Origin of the sequence: Rhodococcus sp. IEGM 1379 (genome assembly GCF_030056815.1) — a bacterium.
Lineage (GTDB): Bacteria > Actinomycetota > Actinomycetes > Mycobacteriales > Mycobacteriaceae > Rhodococcus_F.
Genome location: NZ_JASHKR010000045.1, coordinates 1 through 14,309 on the forward strand (window position 1 = coordinate 1; position 14,309 = coordinate 14,309).

The following is a 14,309-nucleotide window of genomic DNA, read 5'->3' on the forward strand; positions in this document are numbered from 1 at the left end:
GCGACGGCGTCCCCACCAACAACAACTGGGACACCGCCAACGCGGCATTCAACCAACTCGACCCACACAAGGTCTTCAGCAACACCTTCCTGAACCAGCTCCTGCCGTAAGTCCGTAAGTCCGTACGTGTGAAATGCCCGCCACCTCCATCACGGAGGTGGCGGGCATTTTGTATGGGGTGGCAGTTCCGTTCGGACTCTATCCACTGGATTACTGTCGAATGTGATCCGATCGCGGTAAATTCAGGCGATTGCGACAGGCATTCGAGTCGCACTGCTCGACTCCCGCCATGAAGGGAACGCCACGCATGAGGCTATCGAATCGCCGACTGCTCGTCACAGCAACATCGATACTGGTCGTCGCCATCGTCTCCACGACTGCCGCCTGCGGATCCGATGAAGGCACCACAACCAGTACGGGCAGTTCCACTCACAGCGCTGCCCCGAGCGCCGACAACAGCCCGGAATCCCAACGGATATCCGACATCGTCCGTCGGCAAGTCACCGATCTCGGTCTCAGCGCAGCAGTGTTCGGGGTGTGGCGAGATGACACGGAGATCGCGATCGGTTCCGTCGGCGAGTCTCCACTCGGAGTTCCCGCAACAGCCGATATGCAACTACGCGTCGGACAACCCATGGAGCCTATGCTGTCGACGGTTCTCCTCCAACTCGACGAGGCCGGCACCCTCCCCCTCGACGAGCCGATTACCAAGTGGGAGAAAGACTTTCCTCGTTCCGACCAGATCACTCCACGAATGCTTGCCAACAGCACCACCGGCATTTCCGATTACGTGACCCACCCCGACTTCGAGAAACGCCTCTACGCCAACCCGATTCAAGGATGGACCGCGTCGGAGATCCTCGACTTGGCCAACTCCCGACCACCCTTGTTTCCCCCCGGCACAAGTTTCGCATACTCACACAGTGACCTGACATTGCTCGGCGAAGTGGTGCAGAAGGCAACCGGCCAATCGCTGACCGACTTACTGCAGCAACGCATTTTCGAACCACTGGCCATGACTGCCAGCCGCGTGGCACTGACTCCTCAGATGCCCGACCCTGTACTACACGGCTACACAACCGAACGCGGTGTATTCGAAGATTCCACTTTCTGGAATCCCACAGCCTTTCTGCACAGTGGCAACATGAACTCGACGGTCACCGACATGGGAAAATGGGTTCGCGCACTCGGGACCGGTGAACTGCTCTCCGACAAAGCTTTCAAAGAACAGATGGCACCGACAACAGCCGGCCTGTCGAACATGACCACCGACAAGTTCTTCACGTTCGGAACCCTGCACATCGACGGGTGGCTCGCCATGAACCCGGCTTACGGTGGATACAACGGTGTTGCACTCTACGAACCGCAGACCAAGACTGCCATCGTCATTTACGCGACACTCGGCCTCACCGCTAATGCCGCCCCCAACAATGCGGTTCCCATTGCCAAGGCAATCGCCGCCGTGGTTGTGCCGGACAATCCGCCACAGATACCCGGCGGGTGAGTTAAGCCACTCCCACGCGGTTTGTGCACCATTTGCAACGTCGTGTTTACCTGTGCAACACCGCCAGGACTCATCACACCGTCACCATTCTCCTCAAGTACCGAACGAATCACGTCGGACCACGGATAGATGGAGACGGGCCGATGAGGAAGCACGCCCTGTCAGTTGTGTGTGCAATGGTCGTGGGGATCGCAGGCTTGTCCGCTACCTCTGCCACGGCCACCGCGTCGACAAACTCCTGCCCTGTCGGCGCAGTGTTCTCGGTGGGCGGGACCTGGGATCCGACGGGCCAGACCACACAACCTGTCACCGACCGCTACACATCCCGTGGTTACGCAGCCAAACCAGTGACATATCCCGCCAGCTTCTGGCCGCTCGGTGACCAGACGTACGACGAAAGCGTGGCTGTCGGAGTTCGATCACTTCGAGCTGACGTCAATACCTTTCACGCTCAGTGCCCGGACAGCAACGTGGTCATCACCGGCTACTCCCAAGGTGCACGGATTGCCGGCGACGTTCTCGGCGACATCGCTCGCGACGGGTCCATCCCCCAGTCTCGAGTGGAAGGCGTCCTGTACGCAGACCCGCGAAACTCCCAGGGCGGCATAGAAACTGTGATCCCGAATGTCGTTCCCGGAGCCACGATGGCCGGTACCCGTGATGGATTCGGCGACATACCGGTGCAAGAAGTCTGCATCGAAGGCGACGGCATCTGCAATATGCCCGAACCGAGCGAAGCACCTGAACAGTTTGTGGACTCCGTCTTCGGATACTTCACGAAACATGGTACGTATCAACCGATGATGGAAAAAAGTGCACCTTCCCCCGCCCCGCCACTCCCTCAGGCCCCGAGCGCGCCGTTGCGTCCCCTCGATGTAGCTACCGCGATAGTCTCACGCGTCGTCGAGAATCTCACCCCGTATGTGACGGCAGCGTTGACTACCGCGCTGACGACGGCATTCGGAGAAGCGACAACCTACTGAAAAGCCGGGCGAGACCCGGAACATCTCGCAGGGTGCCCGCCACTTGTTCGAGATCTGCATCGGCGTAAATCGTCAGTCGCGTATCCGCGTCGTAGAGGACATCGACGACGTTTCCGAATCGCCGAACCGCGAACTCCGACGCACTGGCCAGGACCGGGACTCCGCAGACAACCCATTCGTCGAAACGATCGACAAGGTCGAGATAGTCTGCTGCAGAGGTTGATCCGTTGCAGAGAACCTCAAAATCAAACCAGACGACCCCGCCCCGAATCGCCTCACACCAGAGTGTCCTCGACCCGATTCTCAACTGAACTGGCTCGCTCGGACGTTGAGCAAAACCTGCATCGACAATGAACTCTCCCGACGCAAACCGCCCGTCCCCGCCGCCCCCGCTTCCGCTGATTCGGTAGTCGAGCGCACCACTCAACTCGATGATGTCCAAAGTCTCCTCGATCAACTCGATCGACGGCACGAACTGCTCGTGAAACAGCGGATTGGGAAGTAGTTCCGTCGGCGGAACATTGGACGTGACAACAACAGTCACGCCCTTCGTGACGATCGTATCGAGAACCCTCGCCATGAACATGGCGTCGGCGACGTCGTCGATGTGGAATTCGTCGAAACACAGCACTCGGATTCCGTCGACCACGCGCTCCAATGCCGAGCCCATCGACCCGAGACCGTGCGCTCGGGCATGCAGGTCCGAAAAAAACTCATGAAAGTGAATGCGCCGCTTGGTGACTGAAAGACTGTTGTAGAACTCGTCCATCAGCATGGTTTTTCCGCGCCCGACGCCTCCCCAGAGGTAGATCCCTCCACCGACCCCGCCGGCGGCGATTTTTGCCCGCAAAGCGTCGAGGGATTCACGTGCCGACAACTGCGCTTCGTCCAGTAACATGAGGCTCCTCTACATCTGTAGAGTCGAGGCTAGAGGCCTCGGACCGACCGAGTCAATGTGACCCCGGCGACGCAACAGGAGTGACTATGAACGTTGACCGCCGGACCCTCATCGCGGAATGCGCTGTCACGATCATCGCCGACCAAGGACCTCGCGCACTCACCCATCGCGCTGTCGATCAATCATTGAAACTGCCCACCGGCTCGACGTCGTACTATTTCCGAACACGCGAAGCGCTCCTCGAGGCGATCGCACGGCACATCGTGGAACGCTCACGATCGACCTTCATCGAACTCCTCGGCACGCACATCGACCCCGCTCGATTGACCGCCGAATATCTCGACGATCTACTCACACACCGACGAAACGAACTGATCGCTCGACACGCACTGCTGATCGAGATGCGCGGAAACCCGGCGTTGTGCAAACTTCTTGCAGGAAGCCTGTTTTCGCAGGAGAAGGCGCAACAGAGATTCCAGTCCGCCGGGGTTGCCGATCCCGGCAATGCGGCGACAGATTTTCTGAGCCTGCTGGAAGGGTTGATCTTCGACCACTGCTTGGGGGCGCGAAGCCGCGATACTGCCGAACTCGGAACGACGGAACGCATTCGACGACTTCAGATCCCGATCGAGGCGTACCTGCACGGAGTGAATGCCAGATAGATCGTGTGAGTCAGCAAAGACTGCCCGTGCATGGACGCTGGCCCGAAAACAGTGCCGCCACAAAGGGAGTACTGTCCGGCATGGATACCGGAACAGTTCCCAAGTGATCCGTCGGGTAGGTGTGGAACGCAAAATCCACCCCGTTCAATGCCAGGTCTGCCGCGAACTTCAGCGTCAGCGGTGCCGGGACATCCATGTCCAAGAGTCCCTGTCCAAGGAAGAACGGGCGGTCGTAACCTGATGTCGGAACGCTGAGCAACTCCCGCGCCGCATTCATGAACGTCGGATTGTTCAGCGACTTCGACAGAACCTGCCCGAGTGGAACAGTTCCGTACTTGGCACTCGCTTCGGAGTAGCACATGTTGTTCTCGACGTCGTCGAGAATGGCCTTCCCCAGTGGCGTCAGATACGAGTCGACGTCGATATCCGGCCGCGAAGCACGCAGTCCATCAAGAACATTCGCGATGTACACCGTAGTGCCCTTCAGCGGGAGAGCCGGAAAGGTGGGCCCACCGAGCGGGACCAGGTTTTCGATATTGGAGGGCACACCGGTGGCGACGGCGCCGCGGTAGTCCAGTTCCGGAGCGTAGTCAGTGGCAAGTGAAGCGGTGAACATTGTCGCCTGACCACCCTGCGACTGACCCATCGCGACCCACTTGCTCGACAGGTCACCATCTACCGTGCGGCCGGCGCGCACCATGTCGACGACGCTGTGTGCTGCGGATCGTCCGTCGAGGTACGGGTGGACGCCCGGCGTTCCGAGTCCCACGTAGTCCGTGGCCACCACTGCGTAACCCTGTTCAAGCCAATAGCCCAGATACACCGATGTGCGCCCACTGTTACTCGGCGCGCACTGATCTGCGACCCCGACTGTTCCGTGCGCATACGAGATAACCGGCCAACCTCCTTCTGGCGGGGCGCCCACCGGGCGATAGACCACGCCGGTACTCATCATCGGCGCGTCCTTCGGACCTTGCGACCAGTACGTCACCTTGGTCGCGGTTACGGCACCAGGCAACACTCGATCGGGCCCGAGTCGCTCCTGGCTCACCACCTCGCCAGGGTTACCGGTAGGTTCGGCCGTCGCGGGCGCCGCGAGGGCCAGTGCGACCAACGCACTTGCCCCCAACCCGATGAGCGTCCTGCGTAGTCGTTTGCTCAACTGTTTCTCCTACCGATCGCGCTGACTGTGCCTTGTACTGCGACTGTGTCTTGTACTGATTGTCTCCACCACGATCGTCCCACTCGCCCCCTTGGTCCGATCGAACTCAGACGATAAAGCAGACCTACCGTTTGGTCAATCTAAATTTTCGCTGAGCGTACGTCCCAACTCCGAGCGATTACCTCAACGCTTCGATACAGTTTCCATGTTCAATACATGCAGGTCGGTCAACGAACACACAGGAGGTGAGTCCCATTACCGCTCAGTCAGTAGTGGCGCAGCCTCCTACAGTCCGTTTCCGGTAGCGGCCGAGAGAGCGCCCAGACGGCATACCCCGGAGGCACTCTCATGTCAGTACCGAATCCCCAGTCACCGAATCCCCAGTCACCGATTCCCCTGTCGCTCATCTCCCAACAAGAATCCATCGCCGCCACCCTCCGCGAAGCGGGATGCGTCTTCGCCGAGGAGGAAGCAACTGTCCTACTAGAGGCAACAATCTCTCCGGCGGAACTCGCGCGGATGATCGAGCGTCGTATCGCCGGAGAACCCCTTGAATCGATCGTCGGATGGGCTGAATTCTGCGGACTACGCATCCGCATCGACCCGGGAGTATTCGTTCCACGTCGACGCACCGAATTCCTGGCTACACAAGCCTGCTCATTGCTCGAACCCGGATACCGCGTCGTCGACTTATGTTGCGGCTCAGGCGCAGTGGGCGCAGTTCTACAATCGAAGGGCTCTCCCATCGACCTGTATTCCGTCGACGTCGAACCTGCAGCCGTCCGCTGCGCCCTGCGCAACATCAGTGCCCCCGGACACGTCGTGGAAGGCGATCTCTACGATTGCCTTCCACGCGAACTACACGGAAGAATCAACGTCATAGTCGCCAATGCGCCTTACGTACCAACGGATTCCATTCGCCTCATGCCTCCCGAAGCGCGCCTTCACGAACCCTTGATCTCTCTCGACGGCGGAATCGACGGACTCGACGTTCAACGTCGCATCGCCGCAGACGCAGCCACCTGGCTCCAACCCGGCGGACATCTGCTCATAGAAACCAGCACCGAACAGGTGGGACGAACCGTCGAATCAGTCACACAAGGAGGTTTGCGCGCCCGCACCGCCTCGTTGGACGCGACTTCGGCGACGGTAGTGATCGGAACCAAACCCGCGCACTGAGTCACGACAAAATCGGCGGCACCCACGACTGCGCCCGCGCAGCAAAACCTTCGACAAACATCTCGAATGCTCGGTCCACGCGATCACGATCACCGGTGGCCAAGAGGTCCATCGAAAGTCCCCGAATCTGCGAAAGTATCAACGTTGCAACGGAAGACGCGTCCGACTCCGGGCAGCCGACGCGTCGCAAACCCATTTCGAGCGCTTCGATCCAGTCACCGACAAACCGTTCGAAGAACCGCCCGTACCGATCGCGGTCGTGATGCGCCAGCGCATATATCTCGATCATCACGCCGAAGCGAGGCAACAACTCCGGCGTTGTCCGCTCGGTCCACCATATTGTCAACACTCGAGCAGGATCGATGCCGACCTGTATCGGAACGGCCATCGGAATGGACTCGCCACGCATGTTCTCGATGACTTCGGCGAGCAGATTCTCTTTGGTATCGAAGTGACCGAGTAGAGAGGCATGCGAGACGCCCACTGCCTTCGCGAGTTGCCGAACAGTCAATTCACCGACACCGTTTTCGATGACGTGCCGTGTCAAAGCGTCGAGCAACTCCTGACGTCGGCCCGCGTATCGCAGGGATCTTCTGTCGACGCGTTCAGACTCCGGCACATCTTCACTCTACCGATGCGCTTATCTGCCGACCGCCTTCTGGTATCGACGAATAGCGAACGGCACAAAGACGATCAGCAAGCCGCCCGTCCACAGCAGTGAAGCGATAATGGGATTCTGCAGCGGCCAGGCGTCAGGGACCGTCATCGCAGGATTGGTGTTCCCGAACAACTCACGCACCGCTTGTGTCAACGCGGACACCGGATTCCATTCGGCGATCACCTTCAACGGTCCCGGAAGATTGGTGGTTTCGACAAACGTGTTCGCAATGAACGAGAGCGGGAAGATGACGATAAAACTTGCATTGTTGAACACCTCGGGAGTTCGGATCCACAGTCCGACAACCGCCATGACCCAGGACAATGCGTAGGCGAAGAGCAACAGAAGCGCGTAGCCGGCCAGCGCTTCGAGGACACTCGAGTGAATACGCCAACCTACGAGGAGTCCGGTGAGCGACATGACCACCAGGCTGATCACGTTGATGAGGACGTCACTGGACGTTCGGCCGATCAAAACTGCCGACGGCGCCATGGGCAGAGAACGAAACCTGTCGATGATCCCTTTCTGGAGATCTTCGACCATACCCAGACCCGTCCAGGTAGCACCGAATATCACTGTCTGCGTAAAGATTCCGGCGATCAAGAACTCACGATACGACGTCCCCGGAACGGAGATCGCGCTGCCGAATACGTACGCGAACAGCAACACGAACATGATCGGCGAGAGGGTCGTGAATACCAGTAGATCTGGAACGCGCTTGATCTTGATCAAGTTTCGCTTGGCAATGGTCAGGCCGTCTTCGAGCGCCATCTGCATGGTCATTTCTGGTCCTCCAATTCAGCCTGATGCCCGGTCAGGGTAAGGAAAACGTCATCCAACGTGGGTCTGCGCAATCCGACATCGAACACTGTGATGCCTCGCGCCGACAACAGGTTGAGAGCGGTGATCAGAGCATCGGTGCCGTCGGCGACAGGAATCGTGATGCGCCGAACGTTCTCCTGAACTCGAATCTCGCCCACTGACAACGAATTCAGTTCCTGCCGGACTATGTCGAGGTGTTCACTCTCATGCACGCTCAATTCGATACGTTCACCACCGACCCGAGCCTTGAGTTGATCGGCAGTACCGCGCGCGATGACCGAACCCCGATCGATGACGGCGATCTGATCAGCCAACCGCTCAGCTTCCTCCATGTACTGCGTGGTGAGCAGCAAGGTTGTTCCCTGCGCTACCAGTTCTTCGATGACGTCCCACAAGCCGAGCCTGGCCCGCGGATCGAGACCGGTTGTCGGTTCGTCGAGAAACAAGACCTGCGGCCGTGCCACCAACGCGCCGGCCAGGTCGAGGCGTCGACGCATACCTCCGGAATAGCCTTTGACCGGGCGGTCTCCGGCTTCGACGAGGTCGAACTGTTCGAGCAACTCTCGTGCTCGCGCCTTACTGTTCTTTGTACCCAAGTGATACAGGCGTCCAACCATGTCGAGGTTCTCGTACCCGGTTAGGTACTCGTCCACCGCGGCGTACTGCCCCGAAGCGCCGATTTTGGATCGAAGGGCCCGCGCATCCTTGACGACGTCCAAGCCCGCTACCTGAGCACGGCCGCCGTCCGGAATGAGCAGCGTAGTGAAAATGCGTACCACCGTGGTCTTTCCAGCACCGTTGGGCCCGAGCAGTGCCATCACCGAGCCTTCGGCCACCTCGAGGTCTATGCCGTCCAAGGCTGTCAGAGTGCCGTAAGTCTTGACCAACCCCTCGGCAACTATCGCTCCGGTCATGAGTCCTCCCGTGTCCGCACGTTGCAACCCGAGAACCCAGTGTGACGCACAGCACCGACATATTCCACGGATTTTCGTCAGATCACCGACCACAGGACTGCTCAATACATGAAAACAAGCGCAATTGAACTTTATTTCACAATGTACGATTTCAATTACTCAATTCACACATTCCGGCGTTACACTCGTATCGAAATTGACACCTTCTTCAGGCAGTACATGAATCGAACACGTCTATTCAATCAACATATTCGAGGATCAATCATGCTTTCGGGGGCCCAGAGAAAGGTTACCTACGAGATGAATATTCGCGTGCGATGGATCCGAAATACCGTGTGACACTCAATTGGATTGATCTGCCTTTTCCTCGCCATGGCCATCTCGACCGCACCCGTGCAGGCATTCCCCGGATCCTCTGGTGGCAATGCTGGCAATACACCTACCACGGCTCCTACACCTACTAGCACGGTGCCGCTCACTACTGCACCGACAACGACACCGCCAATCGCCACAACGTCACCCGCGGTGCCGCCGAATTCAGATACGGCGGTTTCCTGCGGGATCGTCCGACTCCACGGCCATCGCTCGTCGACGCTCAGTGGCGGCAACACGATCTCGAGAACGAAGTCCGCCAGGCTATTTCCGCTGGCATCGACGGCTTTTCCGTGGATATCATGTCTTCTGCCTCGGATACGAGTTGGTGGGGTTCAGCTGTTCCCACCGCGCTGATCAAAGCTGCAGCGACCGTGGACCCGAATTTCAAGATCATGCTCATGCCCGATATGAACGGCGTATTCAAGACCATGACACCAGCTCAACTTGCGGCAGAAATGAAGCCGTATGCATCGATGCCGTCAACGTTCAAATTGGGCGATGGACGCCTGGTCGTCTCACCATTTCTTGCCGAGAATAAAACTGCAAATTGGTGGTCGAAGTTTATTTCGGAAATGAAGACCTCGTATCGAATCACCGTAGCATTTGTCCCCGTTTTTTAGATGCCGCCGCCAACAGGAATGCTTTTGCATCTATCAGCTATGGAATGTCCAACTGGGGAAACCGAAATCCAGCAGGAAACCCAATATCTGCATCCAATCCAGACTCTCCGATGGCATTAGCCGACGCGGCGCACGCTTTGGGGAAGATACGGATGCAACCGGTCTCTTTCCAGGATTCGCGGCCCACCCAGTCCATTTACGATGAATCGCAGAACTCCCAAAATCTTCAAAATACCTGGCAGATTGCGATTGCTTCGAACAGCGAATGGGTTCAACTCACCACCTGGAATGACTACAGCGAAGGAACTTCGTTTGCACCCAGTGCCGGGCACGGACTCGCACTACTCGATATGAGTGCTTACGGTCTGTACTCGTTTCGCACCGGCGCTGCACCGGCAATCGTGCGTGACACCGCATATCTCAGCTATCGAAATCAGTTGGTCTCCGCGGTCCCGATCAATGTCTCGAGTGCCCCGATGACACTACGGTCGTGGTCGTCTCCCGCTCGTGACACCGTGGAAGTCCTGACCTACCTCACTGCTCCGGAAGTAGTAAATGTCAAAGTCGGATCAACGACAACTACATGCAATGCACCGGCAGGAATGAGCAGCTGCATCGCCCCATTGAAGATCGGATCGATCACCGCGACTGTCGTACGCGGGGCTGCGGAAATCTCCCGCGTCACCTCCCACACAGCAGTAACGGCCAGCCCGTACAACCAGAATCTCGAGTATCTGGTCGATTCCAGTAGAAGGTAATCCGCTGCAGACCGGGTGAGTCTCCTTGCATCGGAGACTCACCCGAGTTCGGTGGCCTCTGCCTGCTTTGCGGCTTCGGAAGGCGTCGCGGTCTTGTGAGCCGGTGCCGGGCTATCAACTCGAACCGACAATGTCACGATGGCTGCAACCACGGAAACACCCATACCGATCGAATACAGCACTTCGAACGAATGCAATGCGGGCACCGCAGCGGTCCCGATCATGACCGTCGAACTGGCCAATATGGCAGCGGCGACAGCACTTCCGGTCGATGTTCCCACCGAACGGAGGAGACTGTTCACACTGTTCGCCGATGCTGTCTGATCCAGCGGCGCCGATTCGGTGATCAACGTCGGCATCGCTGCCAGAGCAAATGAAACGCCCGCGGACACCACGGCCGCTCCGAGAGCGATGCTCAGCAGTGTGGGAGTGAGAACTACGCGCAGCAGGTAGCCGAACGCGATGACGATGGCACCGGCAGCCAACGTTATCTTGGCACCCCACCTACGAGTGACCTTGGGCGAAACGGCAGCCAGCCCGATCATCAAAAGTCCGCCCGGCGTCATCGCCAGACCCGCTGCCGAGGCAGAAAGCCCGAGCCCGTATCCGGATTCCACCGGCAACTGCAGTTCCTGAGTTGCTGCCAATGCACTGATGAACATGGCAAACCCGAGGAGAACGGCGCAGATATTCGAGACCAGAATCGGGGTGCGCACCGAGGTTCGTAGATCAACGAGAGGTGCCGGCGTGCGCAACTCCCACGGAATCCACGAACCCAGCAATCCCGCACCGACAACAATCAGGCACAGAGTTACGGGGCTTCCCCAACCCCATTCCGTGCCCTTCGAGATGGCGAGGAGCAACGCAGTCATCGCCACCGTGAGAATCATTGCCCCGAGGAAATCGAACCTACCCCGGGTTTTCACCGCAGATTCCGGTACTACAAACGGCAAGAAGATCAGCACCACCAGACCCACAGCGCCTGTCACCCAAAAGAGCGATGACAGACCCCAGTGTGCAGAGAGCACACCGGCCAAGGGCATGCCCACCATTCCTCCGATACCCAAGGTCGCGCTCATGAGAGCGACTGCACCACTGAGTTTTTCGGGTGGAAGAACGTCCCGCATGATGCTGATTCCCACCGGCAACAATGCTGTGGCAAATCCCTGCATCGATCTGCCGAGTACAAGAAGGAGAAAACTCTGACTGGTCGCCGCAATCAGGCAACCGACGATCATCACAGCCAGACAAGCCAGCATCATCGCCCGCTTGCCGTACATATCGGCAAGCCGGCCGATGAGCGGAGTCGCGACAGCACCGGTGAGCAGTGTCGATGTCACCAACCACGAAGCGGTCGTGTTCGATACACCCGATGCCGTCGCAAACTCAGGGAGAAGCGGAACAACCAAGGTCTGTTGCAGCGCGACCACCACGCCGCTCAGACTCAGTACTCCGACAACCAACCCTGCCCGCGTTTGACGGCGGGACGAATCCTTGGTCAAGCGTGACTCAGGCGTTCGAACGAGCGGCAACTCCAGCATCAACAGGGACCACGATGCCACTCATATGCGCGCTGGCGTCCGCAGCCAGGAACAAGACGACGCGGGTGATCTCGAACGGATCGAGCCAGCCGACGGGCTGCGCATGCAGGGTCGCGAAGACGGGTTCGACATCGTCCATGGTCGGTGTTTCGAGATCCGGACGCATCATCGCGTACATCATGTCGTTGTGGATCATCGGCGTCGAAATATTACCCGGCGCAATCGCATTGACTGTGACACCCGAGTTCGCGAGTTCGAGCGAGACACTCTTGGTCAGTCCGATGACACCCCACTTGGAAGCGCCGTAGGCGGCCATCTGCGTTCCACCGGATCGACCCATCATCGAGGAAATGGTGATGATGCGGCCGTAACCACGCTTCGCCATTCCGCCCGAAACTGCGGCAACCGTATTGAACACGCCGGTCAGGTTGGAAGAGATGACCTCGTTCCACTGCGCCGACGTCATGGACGTAATCGACGCGGGTACGGAAACACCGGCATTGGCGACGGCGATGTCGACGCTGCCGAACTCTGCCTCGGCGCGAGCAACGAGTGCATCCATCGCCTCACGGTCGGCGGTGTCCGCCTTGACCGCGATGCAACGACGCCCGGTTGCCTCGACCAGACGAACAGTTTCGGCGAGATCCTCTTCAGTGGCGAGCGGGTAGGAGACGACATCGCTGTTCTCACAGCGATCGCAGATCACGATATCGGCGCCGCGCTCGGCAAATGCGATTGCGTGTGCACGGCCCTGACCGCGAGCTGCACCGGTGATCAGTGCAACCTTTCCTTCGAAACTGCCTTCGAGGCTGTTCATGCCGTCTCCTAGTTCGTCATACGTTTTTGCTTGTTACATGCGTACTCCGAACTCACACCGTTAAGGCCTTCGATCCCGGACAGCGGGAATTTTCGAAGCAGTCAGCGATATACGGACGACTCGAAATCCAGGTAGCCGCCAATAGAACCTGCGTCGGCGAAAGGCAGGATCTGGGTGGCCCAGAAGCCGCCGATGCCGTTCTCCCGATCAATCCAGTAGTAAAGGTTGGCCAGGCCCGCCCAAGCAAGCGATCCCGCGGGACGCCCGGTCGGTGCGGTCTCTTCGTTGATCATGAAGGAATACGCCCATCCCTTGGGTACTCCGGGGAAGAATTCCGCGTCATTGGACAGTGTCGGGATCACTCCTGGCAAAGCACCGACATGCTGTCCGTTCAAACCGTTGCGTACCGCTTGAGCGACGGTATCTTCTGCCAGCACTCGACCGTGCGTTCCGACGCCGTCGTTCAGCCACATCCGGATGAACTTCATGTAATCACCCACTGTGCCATGCAATCCGTGACCGCCCATGTGCACTTCGGGCTCTGCGGGCAACTCGAATCCGATGAGGGGCGTCAGGCTTCCGTCGCTCTCACGCTGATGAATCGGTGCGAGCCGGTCCTTCATCGAAGGCGTCATACTGAACGCCGTGTCCGCCATACCGAGTGGCTCGAAAATACGCTCGCTCATCACGTCTCCGAGTCGCTGACCACGAATGGACTCCACAACCTGACCCGCCCAGTCGACACTGGTTCCGTACTCCCACTTCTCACCCGGATCGAACAGCAAAGGAGTTCTGAGCGCAGCTTTGGAACAGGTGATCACACTGGGTTGCCCGTGTTCCTGAGACAACCTGTTGTACGACTCGTTGAAGAAGTCATAACCGAACCCCGCTGTGTGCAACATCAACATGCGAGTAGTGATGTCGCGCTTAGGTTTCCGAAGTATCGGCTCACCTCCGGCACCGAATCCATCGAGAACTTCCAGTTCACCGATCTCCGGGACGTACTTCGATGCCGGCGCATCGAAATCGAGCAGTCCTTCTTCGACGCACTGCAGCACCGTAGTTCCGGTGATCGCCTTGGTTGTCGAGAAGAGAGCGAACACCGAATCGGTGGTTATCGGAACTCCGGAACCCGAAGCACGTTCACCAGCGGAACCCTCGTAGAGGTTTCCGTCACGGTCGGTGATCATTGCCACCACTCCCGGAACGTCCCGGCTCGAAGTGCCCCCATCCGGGCCGCGCACTGCCTGTTCCAACAAGCCGTCGAAACGACTCTTCGAAAAAGCCTTTCCCACAACATCTTCGATCGTCATTGATCTTCTCCATCCGACTCGAACCATCTGTCGGAAAGAATGTAACAACGATCACATGCCCGATTCTGCCTCGAAACGGCAGATGTTCCGTCTCATTTCGGCA

At 58.4% G+C, this 14,309-nt stretch carries 15 protein-coding genes; 7 read left to right on the forward strand and 8 right to left on the reverse strand.

What is annotated here, in order from left to right; all coding sequences use genetic code 11:
• The 3 genes from QM600_RS20330 to QM600_RS20340 all read left to right on the forward strand — a co-directional run.
• A partial coding sequence (locus QM600_RS20330; RefSeq protein ID WP_283263398.1) for a cholesterol oxidase substrate-binding domain-containing protein occupies nucleotides 1–110 on the forward strand: 110 nt, incomplete at its 5' end.
• A gap of 197 nt (nucleotides 111–307) precedes the next feature.
• Nucleotides 308–1,504 (forward strand): serine hydrolase domain-containing protein, encoded by a 1,197-nt coding sequence (locus QM600_RS20335; protein WP_283263368.1) that lies wholly within the window; start codon nucleotides 308–310, stop codon nucleotides 1,502–1,504.
• 143 nt (nucleotides 1,505–1,647) lie between these two features.
• Nucleotides 1,648–2,487 carry a PE-PPE domain-containing protein gene (locus QM600_RS20340; RefSeq protein WP_283263369.1) on the forward strand — a complete coding sequence of 280 codons (840 nt, stop codon included), beginning with the start codon at nucleotides 1,648–1,650 and terminating at the stop codon, nucleotides 2,485–2,487.
• Here the strand turns inward: QM600_RS20340 and zapE are convergent.
• On the reverse strand, nucleotides 2,444–3,385 hold the full coding sequence (gene zapE, locus QM600_RS20345; protein ID WP_283263370.1) for a cell division protein ZapE: 942 nt from the start codon (nucleotides 3,383–3,385) through the stop codon (nucleotides 2,444–2,446). The genes QM600_RS20340 and zapE overlap by 44 nt on opposite strands.
• Nucleotides 3,386–3,471: 86 nt before the next feature.
• Between zapE and QM600_RS20350 the strand changes: the two genes are divergently transcribed.
• Nucleotides 3,472–4,047, forward strand: a complete 576-nt coding sequence (locus QM600_RS20350) for a TetR/AcrR family transcriptional regulator (protein ID WP_283263371.1) — start codon at nucleotides 3,472–3,474, stop codon at nucleotides 4,045–4,047.
• Between the two features lie 10 nt (nucleotides 4,048–4,057).
• On the opposite strand, the gene QM600_RS20355 is transcribed toward QM600_RS20350, so the two are convergent.
• A complete protein-coding gene (locus QM600_RS20355) occupies nucleotides 4,058–5,209 on the reverse strand; it encodes a lipase family protein (protein ID WP_283263372.1) in 1,152 nt (383 codons plus the stop codon).
• A 348-nt stretch (nucleotides 5,210–5,557) separates the two neighbouring features.
• On the opposite strand from QM600_RS20355, the gene QM600_RS20360 reads away from it, so the two are divergent.
• Nucleotides 5,558–6,388: a putative protein N(5)-glutamine methyltransferase gene (locus tag QM600_RS20360; protein WP_283263373.1), complete on the forward strand. Its 831-nt coding sequence runs from the start codon at nucleotides 5,558–5,560 to the stop codon at nucleotides 6,386–6,388.
• Between the two features lies 1 nt (nucleotide 6,389).
• On the opposite strand, the gene QM600_RS20365 is transcribed toward QM600_RS20360, so the two are convergent.
• From QM600_RS20365 to QM600_RS20375, 3 genes are read right to left on the reverse strand one after another with little or no spacing between them, the layout of a single operon-like run.
• Nucleotides 6,390–7,007 carry a TetR/AcrR family transcriptional regulator gene (locus QM600_RS20365; protein WP_283263374.1) on the reverse strand — a complete coding sequence of 206 codons (618 nt, stop codon included), beginning with the start codon at nucleotides 7,005–7,007 and terminating at the stop codon, nucleotides 6,390–6,392.
• A 21-nt stretch (nucleotides 7,008–7,028) separates the two neighbouring features.
• Nucleotides 7,029–7,829 (reverse strand): ABC transporter permease, encoded by an 801-nt coding sequence (locus QM600_RS20370; protein WP_283263375.1) that lies wholly within the window; start codon nucleotides 7,827–7,829, stop codon nucleotides 7,029–7,031.
• On the reverse strand, nucleotides 7,826–8,782 hold the full coding sequence (locus QM600_RS20375; protein ID WP_283263376.1) for an ATP-binding cassette domain-containing protein: 957 nt from the start codon (nucleotides 8,780–8,782) through the stop codon (nucleotides 7,826–7,828). The genes QM600_RS20370 and QM600_RS20375 overlap by 4 nt, the downstream gene beginning before the upstream one ends.
• A gap of 650 nt (nucleotides 8,783–9,432) precedes the next feature.
• Here QM600_RS20375 and QM600_RS29975 point away from each other — a divergent pair.
• Both QM600_RS29975 and QM600_RS29980 read left to right on the forward strand, forming a co-directional pair.
• Nucleotides 9,433–9,777 carry a glycoside hydrolase family 71/99 protein gene (locus QM600_RS29975; protein WP_502943039.1) on the forward strand — a complete coding sequence of 115 codons (345 nt, stop codon included), beginning with the start codon at nucleotides 9,433–9,435 and terminating at the stop codon, nucleotides 9,775–9,777.
• 44 nt (nucleotides 9,778–9,821) lie between these two features.
• Nucleotides 9,822–10,535: an endo-1,3-alpha-glucanase family glycosylhydrolase gene (locus tag QM600_RS29980; RefSeq protein WP_502943037.1), complete on the forward strand. Its 714-nt coding sequence runs from the start codon at nucleotides 9,822–9,824 to the stop codon at nucleotides 10,533–10,535.
• A gap of 38 nt (nucleotides 10,536–10,573) precedes the next feature.
• Here QM600_RS29980 and QM600_RS20385 read toward each other — a convergent pair whose 3' ends face one another.
• From QM600_RS20385 to acmB, 3 genes are all read right to left on the reverse strand, one after another.
• Nucleotides 10,574–12,037, reverse strand: a complete 1,464-nt coding sequence (locus QM600_RS20385) for an MFS transporter (protein ID WP_283263377.1) — start codon at nucleotides 12,035–12,037, stop codon at nucleotides 10,574–10,576.
• 7 nt (nucleotides 12,038–12,044) lie between these two features.
• Nucleotides 12,045–12,893 (reverse strand): mycofactocin-coupled SDR family oxidoreductase, encoded by an 849-nt coding sequence (locus tag QM600_RS20390; protein ID WP_283263378.1) that lies wholly within the window; start codon nucleotides 12,891–12,893, stop codon nucleotides 12,045–12,047.
• A 101-nt stretch (nucleotides 12,894–12,994) separates the two neighbouring features.
• A complete protein-coding gene (gene acmB / locus QM600_RS20395; protein WP_283263379.1) occupies nucleotides 12,995–14,206 on the reverse strand; it encodes a methyl acetate hydrolase AcmB in 1,212 nt (403 codons plus the stop codon).
• Between the last annotated feature and the right edge of the window lie 103 nt (nucleotides 14,207–14,309).

What these genes read in the sequence shown, in the direction of transcription:
- QM600_RS20335 (WP_283263368.1), top strand. Translation starts at nt 308, where the DNA reads ATGAGGCTATCGAATCGCCGACTGCTCGTCACAGCAACATCGATACTG.
- QM600_RS20340 (WP_283263369.1), top strand. Translation starts at nt 1,648, where the DNA reads ATGAGGAAGCACGCCCTGTCAGTTGTGTGTGCAATGGTCGTGGGGATC.
- zapE (WP_283263370.1), bottom strand. Translation starts at nt 3,385, where the DNA reads ATGTTACTGGACGAAGCGCAGTTGTCGGCACGTGAATCCCTCGACGCT.
- QM600_RS20350 (WP_283263371.1), top strand. Translation starts at nt 3,472, where the DNA reads ATGAACGTTGACCGCCGGACCCTCATCGCGGAATGCGCTGTCACGATC.
- QM600_RS20360 (WP_283263373.1), top strand. Translation starts at nt 5,558, where the DNA reads ATGTCAGTACCGAATCCCCAGTCACCGAATCCCCAGTCACCGATTCCC.
- QM600_RS20370 (WP_283263375.1), bottom strand. Translation starts at nt 7,829, where the DNA reads ATGACCATGCAGATGGCGCTCGAAGACGGCCTGACCATTGCCAAGCGA.
- QM600_RS20375 (WP_283263376.1), bottom strand. Translation starts at nt 8,782, where the DNA reads ATGACCGGAGCGATAGTTGCCGAGGGGTTGGTCAAGACTTACGGCACT.
- QM600_RS29980 (WP_502943037.1), top strand. Translation starts at nt 9,822, where the DNA reads ATGTCCAACTGGGGAAACCGAAATCCAGCAGGAAACCCAATATCTGCA.
- QM600_RS20390 (WP_283263378.1), bottom strand. Translation starts at nt 12,893, where the DNA reads ATGAACAGCCTCGAAGGCAGTTTCGAAGGAAAGGTTGCACTGATCACC.
- acmB (WP_283263379.1), bottom strand. Translation starts at nt 14,206, where the DNA reads ATGACGATCGAAGATGTTGTGGGAAAGGCTTTTTCGAAGAGTCGTTTC.